Below are 21762 nucleotides of genomic sequence, written 5' to 3' on the forward strand. Positions count from 1 at the left end.
CCATGTGACCGGCGGGACATTTGCTGACGAACCGTTTTCGCGGGATGCTGATCCTGTCAGCGCACCGATGATCCCCGCCCCCCCGGGATGAGAGCATCGGCAGACGGGCACTGACCCCTCCGGCTCAGTCTCTCCCTGAGGAGACCTCGGGCAGCCTAGAGGGACGTCACGCGTACAGATTTCCCCCACCGGGAGTGGCCTGGCCCGTAAGGGTCGCCACGGTACGGCAAATCCATCCCCCCCTGCGCATCTGCCGTGCCGATCCTCCCGAAACTGCCCCCGGCCTGTCCGGGGGTTCTTTTTTTGCCTGCCACTCCTTTACCGGTCACTCCGTCCGGCGCGGCAGACGCAGATGCAGGGTCGTCCCTTCCCCCCGTACGGACACCACCTCCAGATCCCCCCCCAGCAGACGGGCCAGACGGCGCACCCCGGCCAGCGGCAGGACCGATGCCTTCAGGGATCCCGCCGTCCCGAACGGGTCTTCAATCACCGCCTGCTCCTCATCGGTCAGGCCGATACCGGTGTCGGCAACAGTCAGCAGGACAACGCCCGGCCCTTCCTCAGGGTCGGTCTGGGCTGCCAGCGTCACCTGTCCCTCAGCCGGGGTAAAGTACAGGGCTGTCAGCATCATCGTCTGCACCGCCCGCTCAACGGCCTCAGACGCGGCGGCAGCCCGGCCGATCTGCGGATCGCAGTCAAAGTGCAGGGTCACCCCCTTCTGACGGAACGGCTCCCGGCATTCCGACAGCACCCGGGCCAGCAGCGGCTGGATCTCCGCCTCGTCAGCAGGCAGGGCCGCCACATCCTGCTCCAGCGTCAGCAGGTCTGCCGCCGCCCCGGTCATCTGCCCGGCCAGCCGCGCCGCATCGGCAATGCCCGCCACATAATCGGACTGACGGCTGTTCAGGATGCCATAGTATCCCGCCGACAGGATTTCTGAGAACCCAAGGATGGTTGTCAGCGGGGCCCGCAGCTCTTCAGCCAGCCCGGTCAGGAAGGCCGACAGCCCCAGCACGGTCGGTTCCGCTGCCGGAAGCCGCGACATCGCCTGAAGCTGGATCACCAGCACCGCCCCGTCGGGCAGCGGCACCCCGGTGACATCCAGCCAACGCCCGGCACCACCGCTCAGGCGGCCCTGACGCAGGGTCCGCCCGGACGGGGGGGCCGTCACCAGTGCCCGCACATCCTGCCAGGCAGCGGCCTCGCGGTATTCTTCCGGCAGAGCCGCCGTCAGATCTGCCAGCAGCGGCGCGGTTTCCGCCAGATCCGGCGACACGGCCCACAGGGCCCGGAACGCCGGGTTGGACAGGCGCAGCCGCCCGTTGGCCCCGAACACCGCCACCGCTTCCTGCAGATGGTCGATGGTCTCACGCTGAACCGCCACCAGCTCCTTCAGGCTGGCTTCCAGCGCCAGACGGTCGGTAACATCCTCATAGGTTGCCAGCAGCCCCCCCAGCGGATGCGGGGCCACCACCCGGCGCAGGGTCTTGCCATCCGGGCGGTGCATCAGATCCTCAAACGGTTCCAGCAGAGACTTAAAGCGCGACAGCTCCTGTTCCTTAAACGCCGGGAAGTCCGCGACTTCCGGCAGTTTGCGGCGCTGACGCAGGGCGTCGAGAACATCGGAATAGGTCGGTTCTTCCGTATCGAGCCAGCTGTCATCCACCCCCCACAGGCGGGCAAAGGCAGTGTTATGGAACCGCAGCCGGGTATCCGGCCCGAAAATCACGATGGCGGTGCCCAGACGTTCCAGCACCGCCGCATGGCTGGCGGCTTCCTGTTCGAGCGTCAGGCGCAGGGTCTCCGCCCGCGTCTGATCCAGCGCCAGCCCGACAGTCACCGTCCCGGCATCGCCGCTGGCGCAGGGAATTTCCCGGACATCCATCAGACGCCGCGCCCCGTTGAGCACGACATGGAACGGAGCGGCCCGGGCCTCGCCCGCCGCCCGGGCGGCAGAGGCCAGCGCGCGCAGTTCCCGCGCTTCTGATCCGGTGACCAGCTCCCGTTCCGTCTGCTGAAGACTCTCTGCCCCGCTGACCTCCACCGCCTGCAAAAAGGCCCGGTTGCCCGAAACCACCCGCAGATCGGCATCGCGCCGCCATACAGGCAGCGGCAGCGCATTCAAGACATCCTGCACCTGCTGGGCCTGCTGCCGCCAATGACTGGCATCGTCCTCCGCCAGACGGGCCGCCGTTTCCTCCTCCGTCACATCGCGGACCCACAGCACATCGCCACGGACTGCCCCTTCCCCGTCATACAGCCGCAGACCGCGCACCTGCACCCACCGGCGCAGATCCCCCGCATCCTGCTGGCGGGTCAGCAGGGTCAGACGGAACCCCTCTCCTTCCCGCCGCAACACCAGCAGGGCAGCCCGCAGGCGGGCAGCCTCTTCGCCGTCAAGGGCATCCAGACAATCCTGTATGGTTGAGGTCTGACCGGCATAGAGAGACAGAATCACCGCCAGCCGCCGGGAACATTCGCCACCGGCAAGCAAAAGGGCATCTTCCTCACCGTCCGCTGTGGCTGTCACCGGGTCCGGGCGCGGCCACAGGAACCATCCATCCGTCGCACTGTCGAGGGCACGGTCCGCCAGAACAGCCCGGTCATGCAGGCGGGCGGCGGTTTCGTCAGAGCGACGGCGGCGGAACCACTGCCACCACAGCACCAGCAGCAGCGGCGGCAGCAGAACGGTCAGACCGGTCACAGCCGTCACCATGCCTTCGCCGCTGACCGCAGGCATCACCGCCGCCAGAAGCCGCATCCATATCCCCCCCGGGAGACCGTCCTGAAAGTCCAGACTGCTGTCCATCCGAAAATCCGATGCTCCTGCAACCGCCTGCTGCCGGTTAAAACCACAGGCAGAAAACCACAAGCGGCGAATCGGGTACAGCAGCTTTCCCGCCCCCCGCCTGCTTATCCACCGGCGATCTCATCCTCCAGCGCCTCGGGACTTTCCGCATCAATCACCCGCCGGGCCGTATCGTGACCAAACCCCTGGCGGGCCAGAGCCGCCATATCCCGCTCCCGCCGTTCGGCGCGGGCTCCGGCATCCCGCCAAGGACCAAGACGACGGCGGCGGGCATAGGCCGCCGCCGCCTGCAGGTCGCGCAGACGCGGATCATCGACCCCGGTTTCCTCTGCCACCCGCTCCAGCGCCTGATCGATCACCTCGGTGGCAATGCCTTTGCGGCCCAGCGCCATACGGATTCCCCGCTGTGACGTCCCCCGCCCGGTCAGGCTGCGCACCCGCCCCTCGGCAAAGGTCTGGTCATTCAGCAGCCCCAGCCGCTCCAGATCGTTCAGCAGGGCCTCAATCCAGCCTTCAACCTCTGCCGGGTCCCCGCCATGATGGTCGAGAGAACGGCGGGCCTTGCGCCGCAACACCTGCCCCACCGAGGACCGGCTGGCGGAAAACCGCTGCAGATAATACAGCGCCGCATTGCGCAGCGAGGCCGGGGAGACCTTGCGTGGCACTTTAGCCTCCCGCCTGCGGGCGGGGACATCCGGCTTGCCCCCATCGTCATTTCTCTGCACTGTCTCTGCCACCTGCTGTTCTGCCGCCCCGGAGAGATGATCCGGCTCTGCGGTCCCTTTTCCTCTGGCGATCCGGGCGGCCCCCGCCCTATATGCTGCCCCTGACCCCGGATCCGAAATCGAGAGCTGCGACCATGTCCGCCAACACCGTGCCGCCGGAAACCCGGCTGACCGCCCTTGCCACCGAGCCCCTGTGCCAGCCCCGCCGTCTGGGCGCGGTCAACTGGCTGGGCCTGTGGGAACTGTATCTGAAGGAAGTGCGACGCTTCATCAAGGTCTGGCTGCAGACCATTGCCGCACCGGTGGTCACCTCGCTGCTGTTTCTGGCAATCTTTGCGCTGGCGCTGGGCGGAGACGTCCGGATGGCCGGACCGGTCAGCTTTCTGGAATTCCTGGCCCCCGGCCTGATCATGATGACCATGGTCCAGAATGCCTTCGCCAACACCTCGTCCTCGGTGATCATCGCCAAGGTGCAGGGCAATATCGTTGACCTGCTGATGCCGCCACTGTCGCCGCTGGAAATCACCCTGGGCCTGTCCCTGGGCGGGGTCACCCGCGGACTGGTGGTCGGGCTGGTGGTCGGCGTATGCATGCTGCCGTTTGTCACCCTGCACATCCACCACTTCGGGTACATCCTGTTCCACGCCGTCGGGGCCAGCCTGATCCTCAGCCTGCTCGGCACGCTGGGCGGGGTCTGGTCAGAAAAATTTGACCACATGGCAGCGATCACCAACTTCATCATCACCCCGCTGTCGTTCCTGTCCGGGACGTTCTATTCCATCGACCGGCTACCGGAATCCTTCCGTTTTCTGGCCCATATCAACCCGTTCTTCTACATGATCGACGGCTTCCGCTATGGGTTCATCGGCCACGAGTCGGCCCTGCCGCTGACCGGGCTGGCCGTGGTCGCCGCCACCAATGCCGTGCTGCTGGCCGGCTGCTATCTGCTGGTGCGGTCCGGCTATAAGCTGAAGGCCTGAGTCCCATCGCGGGACTTGGTTAACGGCATCGCCCGAACTATGATGGTCTCAACCCTCCGGCGGGGCAGAACTCTCTGTCCCGTCCTGTTTTTCTTCAGGAGACCGCTTCCTTGACCCTTAAGCAGGACGCCCTGTCTGCCACCGCCTCCTCCCTGCGTGCGGTGATGAGCTATGTCTCGGCCAGCGACGAGCTGACCGCCCCCAACAGCGTCATCAATCAGGCCCGTGCCGATGAGCCGGTGTTCGTTCTGCGCGCCCGTGACATGGTGGCGACCGCCACCATTGAATGGTGGCTGTGGTGCGCCCGCAACCGGGGTGTCCCGGCTGAAAAGCTGGAACGGGCAGAACGCCAGCGCCGCGCCGCTGATCTGTGGATCGACAAGCGCCTGCCCACCGTCACCGGCACCGATGGCCGCACCGTGGTACGCACCGCGCGGCTGGAGCGGGACGACAAGGACTCAGTCCTCAATTCCTGCCATCCGGATGAGCCGGTGTTCGTCATCGTTGCCTCTGACGCCGTCTCGACCGAAGTGGTGGAGTTCTGGGCCTTCATGGCGGAACGTCACGGCGCCCCGGCCCGCAAGGTTGAAGGGGCGATGGAAGTCGCCAAGGCGATGGCCCGCTGGCAGGAAAAGCGCATTGTCGGCACCGGCGCCCGCCGCACCGCAGAAGCGCAGCCAGCCCGGCCCGATGTGCCGCGCCCGCGCCATAAGACCGTGATGCATCTGGTCTGCGTTGACTGCGGTCACGATGAACGTCTGGGCGAGCCGCCGTTTGACGAAGAACTGCTGGCCACCGTGCGGGAAACCTGCGAGGGCCCCTGTCCGTCCTGCGGGGCGGAGCCGAAGACCGATGCGGTCAGCGGACAGATCCGCCGAGTGCTGACCACGACGATGACCACCGAGTAAGGCTGCCTTTCCCGCCCCGGCCCTGATCAGGCCGGGGCGGCTTTCCGGGCGGGAGGCCCTGCGTGCATATGCGGTCCCTTTATGCGTCCCTTTCCGCCCTGCTGCTGGCGGTTGGCCTGCTGACCCTGGGGCAGAACCTGCTCGGCACCCTACTGGCGGTGCGGATGTCGGTGGAAGGCTTTTCCGTCCTCGTCTCCGGTCTGGTCATGGCCGGGTACTTCACCGGCCTGCTGGCCGGGTCCCTGACCGTGCACGGCATCATCCGCGCGGTCGGACACATCCGGGTGCTGACCGCCCTGATCTCCGGTTTTTCCGCCGCCACACTGGTGCATGCCCTGACCATTGACCCGTGGAGCTGGACCGCCCTGCGCTTTGCCGAAGGCTATTGCATGGCGGGGATCTACATCTGCATCGAAAGCTGGCTGAACGCCCGGTCCACCAATACCACCCGGGGCATGGTGTTTGGCCTGTACATGGTCACCACCTATCTGTTCGGCGGGCTGGCGCAGTTTCTGCTGGTGACCGCCGATGTGTCGGGGTTCGAGCTGTTCTCGGTGGCCTCGCTGCTGCTGTCGGTGGCGCTGCTGCCGGTGGCCCTGACCCGGGCCCCGGCCCCGCCGATTCCCGGGCGGTCCTCCATCGGGTTGCGCCGCCTGTGGCAGATCTCCCCCCTGGGAACCATCGGCTGCACCGTCTCCGGTATTCTGCTGGGGGCATACTACGGGATGGCCCCCCGCTATGGCACCGCTGCGGGCATGGATGCCTGGGGCATTGCCACCTTCATGGGGGCCGGTATCTTCGGCGGGATGGCCCTGCAATCCCCGATCGGCTGGCTGTCTGACCGCTATGACCGCCGTCTGGTGCTGACCATCGTGGCCGGGGCGCTGGCCCTCAGCAGCCTTCTGGTCGCGGTTCTGACCAACCACAGCCTGACCGGCCAGCCGGTGACCGGCAGTGAAAGCCTGTCGCGGATTGATCTGCTGGCCGCAACGCTGGTGTTTGGCGGGCTGATGTTTGTGGTCTACCCGCTTGCGGTCTCCCACGTGAATGACCGCGCCGACCCCAGCGAATATGTCGGCGTCTCCGGCGGGATGATTCTGCTGTATTCCATCGGTGCGGTCTTCGGCCCGATTATCGCCTCCGCCAGCATGGAGGCCGTTGGCCCGGCCGGTCTGTTTCTGTCGATGGGGGCAGCGTCAGCCCTGCTGTGCGCCTATGCGGTGTGGCGGATGCGGATGACCGCCCGACCCGATGATGACAGCCGGGTCCGCTTCCGCCCTTCAGCCCGGGTGGCACAGGTGACGCCCGACCCACCGCCGCCGCCGACCGATGTGCGCTGACGGCCTTAATGCCATGCAGCTGGATCTTCTCAACCGCCCGGATGCCCGGACCGCCATTCTGATGCCCTCCGGCTTTGTGCTTGATCTGCTGAACCCTGATGCCACTGGCCTGCCGATAACTGATATTGCCCGATGTCTGGCATCCCAGCCCCGCTGGGGCGGTGCCGCCCGCCCGTGGTATTCGGTCGCCGAACACTGTGTGATGGCATCGCATCTGGTCCCGCCGGACCTGGCCTATGCCGCCCTGATGCATGACTGCGAAGAATTTCTGGGCGACTGGCCATCGCCGGTGAAGGTGGTTCTGGACCGGGACTACCTGAAGCAAAAACTGGGACCGGTGAAGGCTGCCCTAAGCCAATGGTTTGGATTTGAAGATAATCTCCCGGCGGTCAAGCATGCCGATCTGGTGTGCATGGCCACCGAACTGCGCGACCTGCTGCCCCCGGCATGGATGGACTGGGGGCACCTGCCGCCCCCGCACCCTGACCCAATCACCCCGGTCGGGCCTGACCGGGCCTATACCCTGTTCCTCGACCGCTACGAGCAGGTCCGACATCTGGCCCGGCCCTCGTCAAAGCGGGGCAAAAAGTAAGGCCCGCACCCTGAGGAGGCGGGCCCCTTACGCTCAGTCCTTCAGCCAGTCAACGCTGACAGTCTTCAGGTCGGCGCTGTGCGGGCCAATACCGATGATGAACTGTCCCGGCTCCCACGTCCGGTTCAGCGCCTGATCATGAAACTCCAGATCCGCCGTGGTCAGAGTAAAGCTGACAGTCTGCGTCTGACCCGGCTCCAGCCGGACCTTGCGGAAGCCCCGGAGTTGCCGCCCCGGACGGACGACGCTGGCCACCGGATCCGTCAGATACAGCTGCACGGTCTCTACCCCCGTCCGCGTCCCGGCATTGGTGACCTCAACCGTCACGGTCAGCGGCACATCACCCCGCAGCACCGGGGCATCCACCTGCGGCACCCCATAGGCGAACACCGTGGTGCTGAGACCGAACCCGAAGGGAAACAGCGGTTCTGATGGTCCGTCAAGGTAACAGCGGGTGCTGTACTTCCCCGGATCATTGGCCGGATTGCCGGGGCGGCCGGTGGTGGCCCGGTCATAGGGCAGCGGCACCTGCCCGACATGGCGCGGCCAGCTGGTGGTCAGACGCCCCGATGGCACCCGGTCGCCAAACAGCAGATCCGCCACCGCGTGCCCGGCCTCGCACCCGCCAAACCACGACACCAGAATGGCGGGCAGGGTTTCCGCCTCCCACGGTAACGTCAGCGGACGGCCATTCATCGTCACCAGCACCACCGGCGTCCCGGTCTGATGCAGGGCCTTCAGCAGATCACGTTGGTTCTCCGGTATCCCGATATCCATGCGGGACGCCGATTCGCCGGACATTTCCGCCGCCTCGCCAACCACCGCAATCACCACATCGGCCCGCCGGGCCACCTCCACGGCCTCAGCCTGCATCTCTTCCGGGGTACGCGGATCGAGATCGACCTTTGGACCGGCAAAGTTCAGCAGATCGAGCATCCGGCGATCTTCGGTGATATTCGCCCCCCGGGCATGCAGCACCGTCGCGCCATCACCAACCACAGCGCGGATCCCGGCCAGCACCGAGACCGCCGTCGCCGGATCCCCCTGAAACGCCCATGGTCCAAGGACATTTTTGGTGTCATCGGCCAACGGCCCGACCACCGCGATGGTTCCGGTTTTCGCCAGCGGCAGCAGATCACCGTCATTTTTCAGCAGAACGCAGGAGTCCGCCGCCACAGTCCGGGCGGCCTGCCGGTGCTGCGGGGCCAGAATGACCTGCGCGGCCCGCGCCGGATCAAACCGGGCAAACGGATCCGCAAACAGGCCCAGTTTTTCTTTCGCCTCCAGCACCGCCCGACAGGCAGAGTCAATCTGGGCCATCGTCACCCGCCCGGCAGCAAGAGCTGCCTCCAGACGGGTGATGAAGCCTTTGCCCATCATGTCCATCTGCACCCCAGCCCGCAGGGCCCGTTCCGACAGGGTCTGCAACGGGTCATCCGCCACAATCTGTCCGGCCTCATCGCCCAGACCGTGGGCAATCATCTCCGGGATACCATCAAAGTCCGAGACCTTCAGCACGCCCGGCAGGATCTTGCTCAGCAGGTCGGTATCCGCATGTGACGGCATGCCATTGACCGCCGAGAACGCCATCATCACCGACCCGGCCTCGGCGGCAACAGCCGCCTGAAACGGCGGCAGATAAACATCCCACAGCCGGGCCGGGCTCATGTCGGCATTGTTATAATCCCGTCCGCCTTCCGGTGCCCCGTAGCCGACGAAGTGTTTGACGCAGGCCATCACACTGTCCGGGCTGGACAGATCATCCCCCTGCAGCCCGTGGATCATTGCCCCGGCGATCTGTGCCCCCAGATAGGGGTCTTCCCCCGATCCCTCGGCGATCCGGCCCCAACGCGGATCGCGCCCGATATCCACCATCGGCGAAAACACCCAGTTGAGACCGCTGGCGCTGGCCTCCCGCGCTGCAGTGCGGGCCGTGACCTCAACATGGTCCAGATCCCACGTGCAGGACACCGCCAGCGGTATCGGAAACACCGTCTGATGACCATGAATCACGTCATAGGCCAGCAGCAGCGGAATCCCCAGCCGGGACTCCCGCACCGCAGCCTCCTGCACCGCCCGCAGGCCCTCCGGCCCGTTGACGCCGAAGGTGCAGGGGAACAGCCCCCCCAGCATTCCGCCAACCCGCCCGGCCCGGATTTCCGCCAGCTTGTCGTCTTCCACCGGAATATTGGTGGTGATCAGATTCAGCTGTCCCAGCTTTTCCGGCAGGGTCATCCGGGCCATCAGGTCATCAAGAAAGGCGACCCGGTCCGGCGGGAGAGCAGTCTGCGGGGTGGTGGTCATCGCGGTCTTCCAATCAGCACAACGGCGGGAACAGGATGCCTCCCATTACCCGCCGCCGGAAGAAAAGTGTCAATCCTTTCAGCAGAGTGACCTTAAAAATCACACACTGTAACACATGCGGAACGCCCCCCAGTGCCGCCCGCCCAGCGTCAGCGGCACCGCAACCTCCTTCAGCATCATAAAAGCCCCGCCGCCCATATCGCGGCGATAGGTCTTGAGGGTAAAGGGGGCCGTATTCCGGGCCGAATGCAAACCGACCGGATCATTGAAAATCCGGCGGTTGCGGCAGTGGGCCGCATTCCACACCGGATCAGGCCCCTGCGGATGCGAATATTTACGGTTATGGGTCGGCAGATAGCCATTCCGGTCCACCACAGCGCAGAACGCCATCCGCGGATCACTGTCGAGCAGCGTTTCCTGAATCGGCGGCAGCACCTCATCCATGAAGGCGGTGAACCGGGTCGTCACCTGCGGCGGATTGCTGCCGGGGATCGGCTGATACTGGTCATCAAACAGATCCTGCAGGCTGATCCGGCGACCGGCCAGCCCTTCTTCAATGGCGGTGGTGATGGCGGCAGCCGTCCGCTGCATGGTCTGCACCACCTGCGTTTCCGCCACATCAATGCCCCGGGCGACGATATCGGTGATCATCTGCTGCGCCAGATCCATCACCCCGGTGGTCTGCTCCGCCGCCTTGCTCAGGTGCGCGGCATCATTGCCAAGGCCATCCGCCAGCAGGGTCACCGCGTCAGAAACCGCCCGGCATTCCTCCAGATTGCGGGAACTGTCCCCGGCAATTGAGGTCACCGCCTGCTCAACCCCCGAGAACTCCTCGGTCAGACCGGCCAGCACCGCCGACAGCGATGAGGTCGCCTGATCGGCCTGCTCAGCGTTGCTCAGATTGGCGGCACTTTCCGTCATCAGGTCAGACACCAGCCCGGTCAGGGCGGTCACGGTGCTATTAATCTGGGCCGTGGCATCACTGGTTTGCTGCGCCAGCGCCTTTACCTCTCCGGCCACCACCGCAAACCCTTTTCCGGCCTCTCCGGCACGGGCCGCCTCAATGGTGGCATTCAGGGCCAGAAGGCGGGTCTGGCTGGCAATAGTGCCGATAGCGCGGGAAACCTCACTGATCTGACCCAGCGTCCGTTCCAGATGCAGCAGGCGGGTTTCCATCTCCTGTACCGACCGGCACAGGGTTCCGATCCGGCCCGACGCAGACGCCATCGCCTGCTGGGCAGCCTGCGTCTGCCGGGCTGCGGACCGGGCCCGGTCCGCACTGGACATCGCTGCGGTATGAATGGCGGCATTGCTGGCGGTCATGCCCTCCGCCGCCGCCTGAAGGCTGCGGCAGTCGCCGGAACGGGCACCGACATGGCCGGTGACCACCCCGACCTCGGCTGTGATCACGGCCAGCCGGTCCCACAGATCCCCGACCATCCGGCCAAGGTCACGGGCCAGAACCTGATCATCCGTCATCTGGCCTGACGGGGGCGCTGCGGGCATAGGGGCGGCAGTGTGATCCAGCATCGTTTACTCCCTGCATTGGCCCGTATTTCCGCCGGGCCAACCGAATCCGCCGGTCTGCCAGAGAAGCCCGGCAGACGAACTGGTTACAGTTGTAACCACGGTGTCGCGACACAGCCCACCCGTCAAGAGAGGGCTGTGCCGGCAGGTCTTAACACAGCGGGGTCACTGACCCAGCCGGGCTTCCAGCGCCGCGCAGTAGGTTTCCAGCACCTTGACCCGGGCATGCTTTTTGGAGTTGGCCTCGACCAGTGTCCATGGAGTCTTACGGGTCGAGGTGCGCTCGATCATATCGTTCACGGCCTGCTCGTAAGCATCCCATTTGTCGCGGTTGCGCCAGTCCTCTTCCGTCAGCTTCCAGGCTTTCCACGGGATCGACTGGCGCTCCTGAAAGCGGGCCATCTGCTCTTCCTTGGTGATGTGGAGCCAGAACTTGCACAGCACACGCCCGGAATCGACCAGCTGCTCCTCGAAGTCATTGATCTCCCCATAGGCGCGCATCCATTCCTCGGTGGAGGCATAGCCCTCGATCCGCTCCACCAGCACGCGGCCATACCACGACCGGTCATAGATGGTGGCCCGCCCGGCCCGGCTGATGTGCCGCCAGAACCGCCACAGATAATGCTGGGCCTTTTCTTCATCGGTCGGGGCGGCGATGGGGATCACCTTGTAGTCGCGGGCATCGAGCCCGGCGGTCAGACGACGGATCGCCCCACCCTTTCCGGCAGCATCCCACCCTTCAAACACCAGTGCGCTTGACACCCCACGCTCCCGGGCCAGACGGCTGAGGTGATGCAGGCGGGCCCGCGTCACCTTCAGGCGTTCCGCATACTCCTCGTCGCTGTAATCCAGCGTCATATCAAGCGCGTTCAGAATGGTCGGCTGCTGCGGCAGGGTCGCCATCACCAGTGACGAGCCATGCACCGCCCCGGCCCCGGCAACGCCCAGAGCCGTCTTTTCCCCGGCGTCAGCCTTATGGCTTTCCGCCTCATCCTTCAGCCGCCGCTGCTCTTCCCGGCGCATGGTCTCCGCCACCCGGCGCTTCAGGTCCATCGCCTCCAGATGGCGGGTGACGGCATCGCGCAGGGTGACCAATAGGGTCAGGGAGCGGTAGCGGTCATCCTGCCCTTCAATCACCGTCCACGGGGCATGACCGGCACTGGTGACCTGGATGGTCCGTTCCGCCGCCGTGGTGAACTGGTCATACATCTCCCAGTTCTTCCAGTCCTGCTTGGTGACCCGCCACGACTCGGTGGGGTCTTTCTCAAGCTTCTTCAGGCGCTTCTTCTGGGCATCGCGGCCCAGATGCATCCAGAACTTCAGGATGAGGGCACCATCATCGGCCAGCATCTTCTCAAAGCGGGTGATGTGCGACAGACGCTCATCCAGCTCCGCATCGGAAATGCGGCCATTGGCGTGATCCAGCACCGGGGCGGAATACCACGACCGCAGAAACAGCCCGATCCGCCCCCGCGCCGGGAGATCGCGCCAGTAGCGCCAGTAGTCCGGCCGCTCCCGCTCTTCATCCGACGACGGGCCATAGGCGTGGGTTTCCATCCACCGCGGGTCCATCCACTCATTCAGCAGGTTGATGCTTTCGCCCTTGCCCGCACCGTCAACCCCGGCAAAGACGAGGATCACCGGAAACTTCGCCGCCCGCAGCCGTTGCTGAAGCTGCGTCAGTTCCGTTCTCAGTTGCGGGGCAACCGCCTCAAACTCTTCCTTGCTGACCTTGCGCCCCAGCTCAGCGGTTCTGAACATCGTGACCCTCTCCCCGTCATGATATAAACGCCGGAAAGACTACTCTTTTGTTGCGGCTATCGGAAGAGCCGGAAACCCGTGGTGGCCCGCCACCGCACCCCGCCCCACCCGGAAGAGCAGGTTTTTAAGCACGATTTCTGGCCCGACCCTTGGAACTGTCTGGATTTATGCGGGCGTCCATGCCATAGATGCCGCAGCGCCCTGCGGGTTGCTGCCGGGGTTTCCTCCACCGGTTTCCCTGCCAGTTCCGACCCGTTCAGGATGGCGCGACGAGTTTCGCAGGCCGTCTTCAGACCTATCATCCCGGCGGCCTGTTTCTGCGGAGGAAAAAATGGCTGTTCGTGTTGCGATTAACGGTTTTGGCCGCATCGGTCGTCTGGTTCTGCGCGCCCTGGTCGAATCCGGCCGCACCGACGTGGAAGTGGTTGCCATCAACGACCTCGGCCCGGTCGAAACCAACGCCCACCTGCTGAAGTATGATTCCGTCCATGGCGTGCTGAAGAATGACGTGCAGGCCGTTGACGGCAACCTCGTCATCGACGGCAAGGTGATCAAGTGCCTCGCCCAGCGTGACCCGAAGGCCCTGCCGTGGGGCGACCTGAACGTTGATATCGTCGCCGAATGCACCGGCATCTTCACCGACCGCGACAAGGCCGTGGTGCATCTGGAAGCCGGCGCCAAGCGCGTGCTGGTCTCTGCCCCGTCCAAGGGTGCCGACATCACCGTGGTGTACGGCGTCAACCACGACAAGATCACCGCCGACCACAAGGTGATCTCCAACGCCTCCTGCACCACCAACTGCCTGGCGCCGGTCGCCCATGTGCTGAACACCGTGTTCGGCATCGAAAAGGGCTTCATGACCACCGTGCACGCCTACACCGGCGACCAGAACACTGTGGACACCCTGCATAAGGATCTGTACCGCGCCCGCGCTGCTGCCGTGTCGATGATCCCGACCACCACCGGGGCCGCCAAGGCCGTGGGTGAAGTGCTGCCGGAACTGAAGGGCAAGCTGGACGGCGTTTCCGTCCGTGTGCCGACCCCGAACGTCTCGCTGGTCGACCTGAAGGTTCTGCTGAAGAAGTCCACCACCGCCGAGGAAGTGAACGCCGCCATCGTCGCTGCCGCCAATGGCCCGCTGAAGGGCGTGCTGGGCTACACCGACAAGCCGCTGGTGTCGGTTGACTTCAACCACAACCCGGCTTCGTCCTCCTTCGCGCTGGACGGCACCAAGGTGATGGACGGCAACTTCGTCCGCGTGATGAGCTGGTACGACAACGAGTGGGGCTTCTCCAACCGTATGCTCGATACCGCTGCGCAGATCGCCAAGACCCTGTAATCAGGGAGTGCCGGAACGCCGCCCTTCCGACCGGACGGGCGGCGTTTTTTCTTGAGTCCGCAGCCCCGTTTCCACCCTGCGTGTAGGAAGCCAGCCATGCCCGCTTTCAAGACCATTTCCGATTTTGACGTCGCCGGTAAGCGCGTCCTCGTCCGTTCCGACCTGAATGTGCCGATGAGGGATGGCCGCGTCACCGATGCCACCCGCATCGAACGCTCCGCCGAAACCATCAAGGCGCTGGCCGCCAAGGGGGCCCGGGTTGTCGTGCTGTCCCACTTCGGCCGCCCGAAGGGGGAACGCGTGCCGGAGATGAGCCTGAAGCCGGTGGCCGAAGCCCTTGCCGCCACCCTCGGCCAGCCGGTGGCCTTTGCCGATGACTGCATCGGTGACACCGCCAAAGCCGTGGTGAACGCCCTCGCCCCCGGTCAGGTGGCAATGCTGGAAAACCTGCGCTACCACAAGCAGGAAGAAAAGAACGACGCTGATTTCGCCAAGGCGCTGGCCGCGCTGGGCGATATCTATGTCAACGATGCCTTTTCTGCTGCCCACCGCGCCCATGCCTCCACTGAAGGGCTGGCCCATCTGCTGCCGTCCGCTGCCGGGCTGCTGATGCAGGCGGAACTGGAAGCCCTGGGCAAGGCCCTGGAAAAGCCGGAACACCCGGTGGTCGCGATTGTCGGCGGCGCCAAGGTTTCCACCAAGCTGGATCTGCTGGGCAACCTTGTGAGCAAGGTTGATGTGCTGGTGATCGGCGGCGGCATGGCCAACACCTTCCTGTTCGCGCAGGGCATCGAAGTCGGCTCCTCGCTGTGCGAGAAGGATATGGCCGACACCGCCCGCGAGATTCTGGAAAAGGCCAAGGCTGCCAACTGCGAAATCATTCTGCCGTCCGACGTGGTGGTAGCCGGTGAATTCAAGGAACACGCGGCCAATGCCGTGGTGGCTGCCAACGCTGTTCCGGCGGACAAGATGATCCTCGACGCCGGTCCGGCCGCTGCCGAGGCGCTGGCCGCCAAGCTGGCATCCTGCAAGACGCTGGTCTGGAACGGCCCACTGGGTGCCTTCGAACTGAAGCCGTTTGACGCCGCCACCAACACCGTAGCGCAGGCCGCTGCCAAGCTGACCGCCGAAGGCAAGCTGCTGACCGTTGCCGGGGGCGGGGACACCGTCGGGGCGCTGGCTAATGCCGGGGTTGCTGACCAGTTCTCCTACATCTCCACCGCCGGGGGCGCGTTCCTTGAGTGGCTGGAAGGCAAGGAACTGCCGGGCGTCGTCGCGCTGGGCAAATAACAGCGTCTGCTCTTGACCGATACGGACCGCGCCACCCCTGTGGCGCGGTCTGTCTGTTTTCAGGACACCGGAACCGCCTGCCCCTGCGGGGTAAAGCCGCGCCAGCGGGTGCAGAACTCAAGAAGATCCATCTCCGGCATCGGCTTGCCGATCAAATACCCCTGCAGCCATGTGCAGCCCGACTCCGCAAGGACCGCCTGCTGGCCATCGGTCTCCACCCCCTCTCCCACGGTTTCCAGACCCAGATCCTCAGCGATGCGGATGATCGACCGCACCATGGCACAGTCTGTCGGCTCATCCGGCAATCCCCTGACAAAAGATTTGTCGAGCTTAAGAGTCGAGAACGGGAACTGCCGCAGATAGGTCAGAGACGAATAGCCGACGCCAAAGTCATCCAGACTGGTGTTAAAACCAATCTCCCGCAGCTGCCGGAGACGGCGGTTGGCTTCATCAAAAGCCCCCATCATCACGCTTTCGGTGATTTCCAGCTCCAGACGCCGGGGATCTACCTGTTCCTGCTCGACAATACGGGCCGCAGTCGCAACAAAGTCTGACTGCATCAACTGGACCACCGACACGTTGACGCTGAACACCATGTCAGGGATCCCCGCATCGGCACCACGTGCGGCATCAATGTCGCGGATCATCCGGCAGGTCTTCCGCAGCACCCATTCCCCGATCGGGATGATCTGACCGGTCTCTTCGCAGGCCGGAATAAACCGGTCCGGCGGAACCATTCCAAGCTCGGCATCCCGCCAGCGCAGCAGGGCCTCAGCCCCCCGGATCCGCCCGTCAGAGGCCCGGACCTGCGGCTGGTAATACACCGCAAAGGCCCCGTTGCTTTCCGCACTCCGCAACCGGTTATAAAGACGGACCCGGGCCGTGGTCTGTTCGCTCATGCTGGGGGCATACTTGACCATGCCACCTTTTCCGGCCGCCTTGGCCTGATACATGGCGATATCGGCATTCTGCAACAGATCTTCAAAGCTGCTGCCATCCTCAGGATAAACCACCAGCCCGGCGCTGCAGCCCATATAGAATGTCTGCCCATCAACATCAAACGGGGCCCGGAAGGCGTTGATCAGCCGGGTCCGCCGGACATCAAGGGCGGACATATCCTCCTGTGGCAGAACAATCACAAATTCATCACCGCCCAGCCGGGCAACCACCCGCCCCGTCCCAGCGGCCCGCTGTAGCCGGACCGCAGCCTGCACCAGAAGGCGATCGCCAATGGTGTGCCCCGCAGAGTCATTGATATATTTAAAGTTATCCATATCGATAAAAATCAGGCACAGCCGCTCCTCCGGGGCCTGACTGATACGATCCGTCACATGAAGACGCAGACTTTCCCGGTTGGCCAGCCCGGTCAGGGCATCATGGTAAGCCAGAAAGTCGATATGCTCCTGCCGCCGCTTCTCCTCGGTGATGTCGGTATAGGTCCCGACCAGAAGGTAGGGTACCCCCGCTTCATCACTCAGGCAGTTGGCGTTAGACTGTAACCAGATATAGTCACCGTCCGTCCGCCGGATCCGGTATTCGACGCGATACGATGACGCCCGCCCTGACAGATAATCATCCAGCAGACGGCGCACCCGGGCCTGATCCTGCGGATGGATCCGCGCAATCCAGTTGGGCAGGCTTTTGAGATATTCGGCATCCTCGCCCATCAGTTCCTGCACGCGCCCGGAGAAATGGCGCAGACCGGTCCGCAGATCCCATTCCCAGATCACATCCCGCGCCGCGCCGGATGCCAGACGATAGCGTTCTTCACTACGGGCCAGTTCGGTGCGGCTTTCTCGCAGGTCCTGTACTTTCCGTAACAGCGCCTGCTCAGCCACCCGGCGCTGCCGGATATTCAGCAGAAGAAAAACTGTCAGCATCAGCAGAGCAACAATGATCAGGACTGTACTGATCACCGCCACCGCATACTCTTCCAGCACCGATGCCGGACGGTTGATGACTTTCGTACCATCCGGCACGTCAGACAGCCGCAGACCATGACGCTCCGACGCAGTGAAATCCACGGTCAGTTCCGCAGTCTTCTGATTCCCGGCCGGAATCTGGCTGACAGGCACCCCTTGCAGAACATCCGTAATGATCCGGGCCTGCAGAGTTCCCGAGACGGTTCCTGACAGCAGGCTACCCCCGACAATGCCATGACCAAGCTGATAGCGGTAAAACCCATACACAGGAACCGGCGTCTCGGTGGTGAAGCGATGGACAAAACTGGACAGCGGCAGAATCATCCCCTGCCCGTCAGATGCATAGGACCCCAGAAGAACCACGGTTCCCGGTTGCAATGATCGCAGACGGGCCAGAACCTGACCAAAGGGCTGACCAGACAGACTCTCCATCGCGACAGGGGGATACAGATCTGCTGCAGCTTCGCGGAGTTCACGTTCAAAGGCAGCGCTGCTCTCAGTCTCATCCCTGACGAAAACCACCTTCTGATACGGCCCCAAAGACCGGGCCAGCATCAGGGTTCCCGCCGGATCCATACTCTGATTAATGCCGGTGACCAAGGGAGTCGTACCGATCAGACGCTGGGCATCTTCCTTCAAGACGCCGCCATAGATCACCGGGATTCCGGGAAACAACACCTCGCGGTGATCAAGGGCGAAGATCAGCGCTGCATCGTCAGTGACGGCAATCAGGTCCGGTTTTTCAGTCCGGTAACGGTCGCGGAGAGTTGCATAGGCATTGTCGTACGTCTGCGGCTCCGGATGGCGTTTCCAGTCGAGATAAAACACGTCCAGACTGGCTTCCGGGGCATACGTGCGGATTCCATCCTCTATCGCGTCAGACTGCTCATCGGTCCAGCGATAGCCTTTATGGTAAGAATTGATCAGCAGAATACGGGGAGGCCCTGCCAGAGCCAGCATCGGCATCAGCAGAATAAGAGCGACCAGACCACTCTTCAGGATGCTGCGAAAGGCCCGCATGGTTCCCCCCCAAGCCTTCTGACAGAAATCTGAGACTGTCAGGCAGGCAGGAGACCTCCGGGCCGGGGCCGAAAGGATCCGCCTGCCGTGCCACCCTTTCCGGGGTGGCTGCGCAGACTCAATATTTCATTTCTCTACTGTACTTTTGTTTGTGAAAACCGCCCAGACACCACCTTTGGAAATGGCTGTGTGGCCATAATCACCAGCTTTCTGATCCAGATGCGCAGAGAGACGCAGACAAAACAAAAGGGCCCCTCTTGTCAGAGGAGCCCTTTTGGCAGTCCGGTGCGGGACCGACGATCAGGCGATCGCCGCCAGCATCGCTTCCGCCACCTTCAGCTTGGAGGTGGCAGCGGCCTTCTCGCTGGCACTGTCGGCTTCCTGCAGCGCATCCTTGGCCGCCTGAATACGGGCGTCCACGGACTCGCGGGTCAGGGTCGACAGATCGTGGGCTTCTTCAGCCAGCACGGTGCAGCGGGTTTCAGTCACTTCGGCAAAACCGCCAGCAACAAAAATGCGCTTGGCGACCTGACCGTTCTTATAGACGTCGATGACGCCCGGACGAACGGTGGACAGCATCGGGGCGTGCTGCGGCAGCGCCCCGAAATTGCCTTCGGTGCCCGGCACGACGACCATGCTCACCGGCTCGGAGACGAGCAGCTTCGCCGGAGAGACGAGTTCGAAATCAAGGGTGTCAGCCATAGCCTTCAGGCTCCGCAACAAAGATTAAAAACCGGCGTTCACGGCATAAGGGATGGGGGCCGGACGGATCCGGCCCCGCACCAGATCCTTACGCGGCTTCAGCAGCCAGCTTCTTGCCCTTTTCGATGGCTTCTTCGATGGTGCCGACCATGTAGAAAGCCGCTTCCGGCAGGTGGTCGTAGTCGCCGTTAACAATACCCTTGAAGCCCTTAATGGTGTCTTCGAGGGAGACGAACACGCCCGGGGTGCCGGTGAACACTTCGGCGACGTGGAACGGCTGGGAGAGGAAACGCTGGATCTTACGGGCACGGGCCACGATCAGCTTATCTTCTTCAGACAGTTCGTCCATGCCGAGGATCGCGATGATGTCCTGCAGGGCCTTATAGGTCTGCAGCACTTCCTGCACGCGACGGGCAATGCCGTAGTGTTCTTCACCAACGATACGCGGATCGAGAGCGCGGGAGGTGGAGTCCAGCGGATCCACGGCCGGGAAGATCGCCTGTTCGGCAATCGCACGCGACAGCACGGTGGTGGCGTCAAGGTGGGCGAAGGAAGTGGCCGGAGCCGGGTCGGTCAAGTCATCGGCGGGCACGTAAATGGCCTGCACCGAGGTGATCGAACCCTTCTTGGTCGAGGTGATGCGTTCCTGCAGGGCACCCATGTCAGTCGACAGGGTCGGCTGATAGCCCACCGCCGACGTAATACGGCCCAGCAGCGCAGACACTTCGGAACCGGCCTGGGTGAAGCGGAAGATGTTGTCCACGAAGAACAGCACGTCCTGACCTTCTTCGTCGCGGAAGTATTCGGCCTGGGTCAGACCGGACAGGGCGACACGGGCACGGGCACCCGGCGGTTCGTTCATCTGGCCATAAACCAGCGCCACCTTGGAGTTCTTGCCTTCCAGGTCGATAATCCCGGATTCGATCATTTCGTGGTACAGATCGTTCCCTTCACGGGTACGTTCACCCACGCCGGCGAACACGGAGTAACCGCCGTGACCCTTGGCGACGTTGTTGATCAGTTCCATGATGGTCACGGTCTTGCCCACGCCGGCGCCGCCGAACAGGCCGATCTTACCACCCTTGGAATACGGGGCCAGCAGGTCAATGACCTTAATGCCGGTCACGAGGATCTCGGTCTCGGTGGACTGATCAACGAATTCCGGAGCCGAACGGTGGATCGGGGCAACGCGGGTGTTGCCGATCGGGCCACGCTCGTCCACCGGCTCGCCGATGACGTTCATGATACGGCCCAGCACTTCCGGGCCGACCGGCACGGAGATGGCCGAACCGGTGTCGCGCACTTCCTGACCGCGGACCAGACCTTCGGTCGAATCCATGGCGATCGCGCGGACGGTGTTTTCACCGAGGTGCTGAGCCACTTCAAGGACCAGGCGGTTGCCGTTGTTGTCAGTTTCCAGCGCCGAGAGAATGGCCGGAAGCTCGCCGTCGAACTTCACGTCCACGACGGCGCCCGTAACCTGAGTGATGCTACCGACGTTTTTGTTCGCCATGGAAGACGCTCCTAATAGCCCGGTCCGAGACCGGAAATCATCTGAGTCTATGACCGAGGCCCAAGGTAACGGCCGGTCGGTCCGGATCTTGAGGTGGCCTTACAGCGCTTCAGCGCCGGAGATGATTTCGATCAGTTCCTTCGTAATCATCGCCTGACGGGTGCGGTTGTAGACCAGGGTCAGCTTCTTGATCATGTCACCGGCGTTGCGGGTGGCATTGTCCATCGCGCTCATACGGGCACCCTGTTCGGACGCGTCGTTTTCGAGCATGGAGGAGTACACCTGCATCGCAACATTCTTCGGCAGCAGATCGGTCAGAATGCCTTCTTCGCTCGGCTCATATTCGTACAGCGCCTTCGGGGCGGCATTCGCCTCGGCAGTCACGGCAGGAACCGGGAACGGAACAATCTGCTGACGGGTGGTGATCTGAGCAATCGCCGACTGGAACTTGTTGTAGACCAGCGTGCAGACGTCAAAAGCACCGGCGTCAAAATCCGCCAGAATCTTCTGGGCGACCATGTCAGCGTTACCGAAATCCGCACCCTTGCGGGCCAGACCTTCGTAAGACTGCACGATCTTATCAGCGTGATCCCGCTTCAGCTGGTCACGGCCCTTGCGGCCGACACACAGCAGCTTCACGGTCTTGCCTTCGGCTTCCAGCTCGCGGATGAGCTGACGGGCGGAACGCACGACGTTGGTGTTGAAGCCACCGCACAGACCACGGTCAGCGGTCATGACGACGATCAGATGGACGTCAGACTTGCCGGTACCGGCCAGCAGCTTCGGCGCGCCGGCAGTGCCAACGACCGAGGAGGCCAGGTTGCCCAGCATCCGCTCCATACGCACGGCATAGGGACGGCCCGCTTCGGCCGCTTCCTGCGCCCGGCGCAGCTTGGATGCCGCCACCATTTTCATGGCGCTCGTGATCTTCCGGGTGTTTTTCACCGAGTTGATACGAACGCGGAGATCCTTGAGGCTAGCCATCGGCTGTCAGGCCTTCCTGTTTAGCCTGCCCAGTTTCCGGCGCGGG

Annotated in this window: 15 protein-coding genes; 6 read left to right on the forward strand and 9 right to left on the reverse strand. The window is 63.7% G+C overall.

All coding sequences use genetic code 11. The features are described from left to right. Window positions 1-325: 325 nt before the first annotated feature. Together G365_RS21255 and G365_RS21260 are read right to left on the reverse strand one after the other, a co-directional pair. A complete protein-coding gene (locus G365_RS21255) occupies window positions 326-2761 on the reverse strand; it encodes a PAS domain-containing sensor histidine kinase (protein ID WP_169545125.1) in 2436 nt (811 codons plus the stop codon). Window positions 2762-2913: 152 nt separating this feature from the next. Next, window positions 2914-3474, reverse strand: coding sequence for a regulatory protein RecX (locus G365_RS21260; protein ID WP_019645697.1), 561 nt, complete (start codon window positions 3472-3474; stop codon window positions 2914-2916). Between the two features lie 194 nt (window positions 3475-3668). Between G365_RS21260 and G365_RS0111600 the strand changes: the two genes are divergently transcribed. The 4 genes from G365_RS0111600 (at window position 3669) to G365_RS0111615 (ending at window position 7354) form a co-directional block, all read left to right on the forward strand. Beyond that, complete coding sequence (locus tag G365_RS0111600; protein ID WP_051089887.1) at window positions 3669-4514, forward strand: ABC transporter permease; 846 nt, start codon at window positions 3669-3671, stop codon at window positions 4512-4514. 110 nt (window positions 4515-4624) lie between these two features. Beyond that, window positions 4625-5422 carry a hypothetical protein gene (locus G365_RS0111605; RefSeq protein WP_019645699.1) on the forward strand — a complete coding sequence of 266 codons (798 nt, stop codon included), beginning with the start codon at window positions 4625-4627 and terminating at the stop codon, window positions 5420-5422. Between the two features lie 68 nt (window positions 5423-5490). Then, window positions 5491-6762: an MFS transporter gene (locus tag G365_RS0111610; RefSeq protein WP_019645700.1), complete on the forward strand. Its 1272-nt coding sequence runs from the start codon at window positions 5491-5493 to the stop codon at window positions 6760-6762. A 13-nt stretch (window positions 6763-6775) separates the two neighbouring features. Next, window positions 6776-7354 carry a hydrolase gene (locus G365_RS0111615; protein ID WP_043742287.1) on the forward strand — a complete coding sequence of 193 codons (579 nt, stop codon included), beginning with the start codon at window positions 6776-6778 and terminating at the stop codon, window positions 7352-7354. 33 nt (window positions 7355-7387) lie between these two features. Here G365_RS0111615 and bglX read toward each other — a convergent pair whose 3' ends face one another. From bglX to G365_RS0111630, 3 genes are all read right to left on the reverse strand, one after another. Beyond that, window positions 7388-9658 carry a beta-glucosidase BglX gene (gene bglX, locus G365_RS0111620; RefSeq protein WP_019645702.1) on the reverse strand — a complete coding sequence of 757 codons (2271 nt, stop codon included), beginning with the start codon at window positions 9656-9658 and terminating at the stop codon, window positions 7388-7390. A gap of 99 nt (window positions 9659-9757) precedes the next feature. Further along, window positions 9758-11188 (reverse strand): methyl-accepting chemotaxis protein, encoded by a 1431-nt coding sequence (locus G365_RS21265; protein ID WP_019645703.1) that lies wholly within the window; start codon window positions 11186-11188, stop codon window positions 9758-9760. A gap of 162 nt (window positions 11189-11350) precedes the next feature. Continuing rightward, window positions 11351-12946: a hypothetical protein gene (locus G365_RS0111630; RefSeq protein ID WP_019645704.1), complete on the reverse strand. Its 1596-nt coding sequence runs from the start codon at window positions 12944-12946 to the stop codon at window positions 11351-11353. 331 nt (window positions 12947-13277) lie between these two features. Between G365_RS0111630 and gap the strand changes: the two genes are divergently transcribed. After that, a complete protein-coding gene (gene gap, locus G365_RS0111635) occupies window positions 13278-14285 on the forward strand; it encodes a type I glyceraldehyde-3-phosphate dehydrogenase (protein WP_019645705.1) in 1008 nt (335 codons plus the stop codon). Between the two features lie 96 nt (window positions 14286-14381). After that, window positions 14382-15575 (forward strand): phosphoglycerate kinase, encoded by a 1194-nt coding sequence (locus G365_RS0111640; protein ID WP_019645706.1) that lies wholly within the window; start codon window positions 14382-14384, stop codon window positions 15573-15575. A gap of 59 nt (window positions 15576-15634) precedes the next feature. Here the strand turns inward: G365_RS0111640 and G365_RS21270 are convergent, their stop codons facing one another. The 4 genes from G365_RS21270 to G365_RS0111660 form a co-directional block, all read right to left on the reverse strand. Then, window positions 15635-18517, reverse strand: a complete 2883-nt coding sequence (locus tag G365_RS21270) for an EAL domain-containing protein (protein ID WP_019645707.1) — start codon at window positions 18515-18517, stop codon at window positions 15635-15637. Window positions 18518-18817: 300 nt separating this feature from the next. Further along, window positions 18818-19219 carry a F0F1 ATP synthase subunit epsilon gene (locus tag G365_RS0111650; RefSeq protein WP_019645708.1) on the reverse strand — a complete coding sequence of 134 codons (402 nt, stop codon included), beginning with the start codon at window positions 19217-19219 and terminating at the stop codon, window positions 18818-18820. 88 nt (window positions 19220-19307) lie between these two features. Beyond that, window positions 19308-20732: a F0F1 ATP synthase subunit beta gene (gene atpD / locus G365_RS0111655; RefSeq protein ID WP_019645709.1), complete on the reverse strand. Its 1425-nt coding sequence runs from the start codon at window positions 20730-20732 to the stop codon at window positions 19308-19310. A 99-nt stretch (window positions 20733-20831) separates the two neighbouring features. Beyond that, on the reverse strand, window positions 20832-21716 hold the full coding sequence (locus G365_RS0111660) for a F0F1 ATP synthase subunit gamma (protein ID WP_019645710.1): 885 nt from the start codon (window positions 21714-21716) through the stop codon (window positions 20832-20834). Window positions 21717-21762: the final 46 nt, after the last annotated feature.

It is taken from the genome of Novispirillum itersonii subsp. itersonii ATCC 12639 (genome assembly GCF_000381985.1).
Classification (GTDB): domain Bacteria; phylum Pseudomonadota; class Alphaproteobacteria; order Rhodospirillales; family Rhodospirillaceae; genus Novispirillum; species Novispirillum itersonii.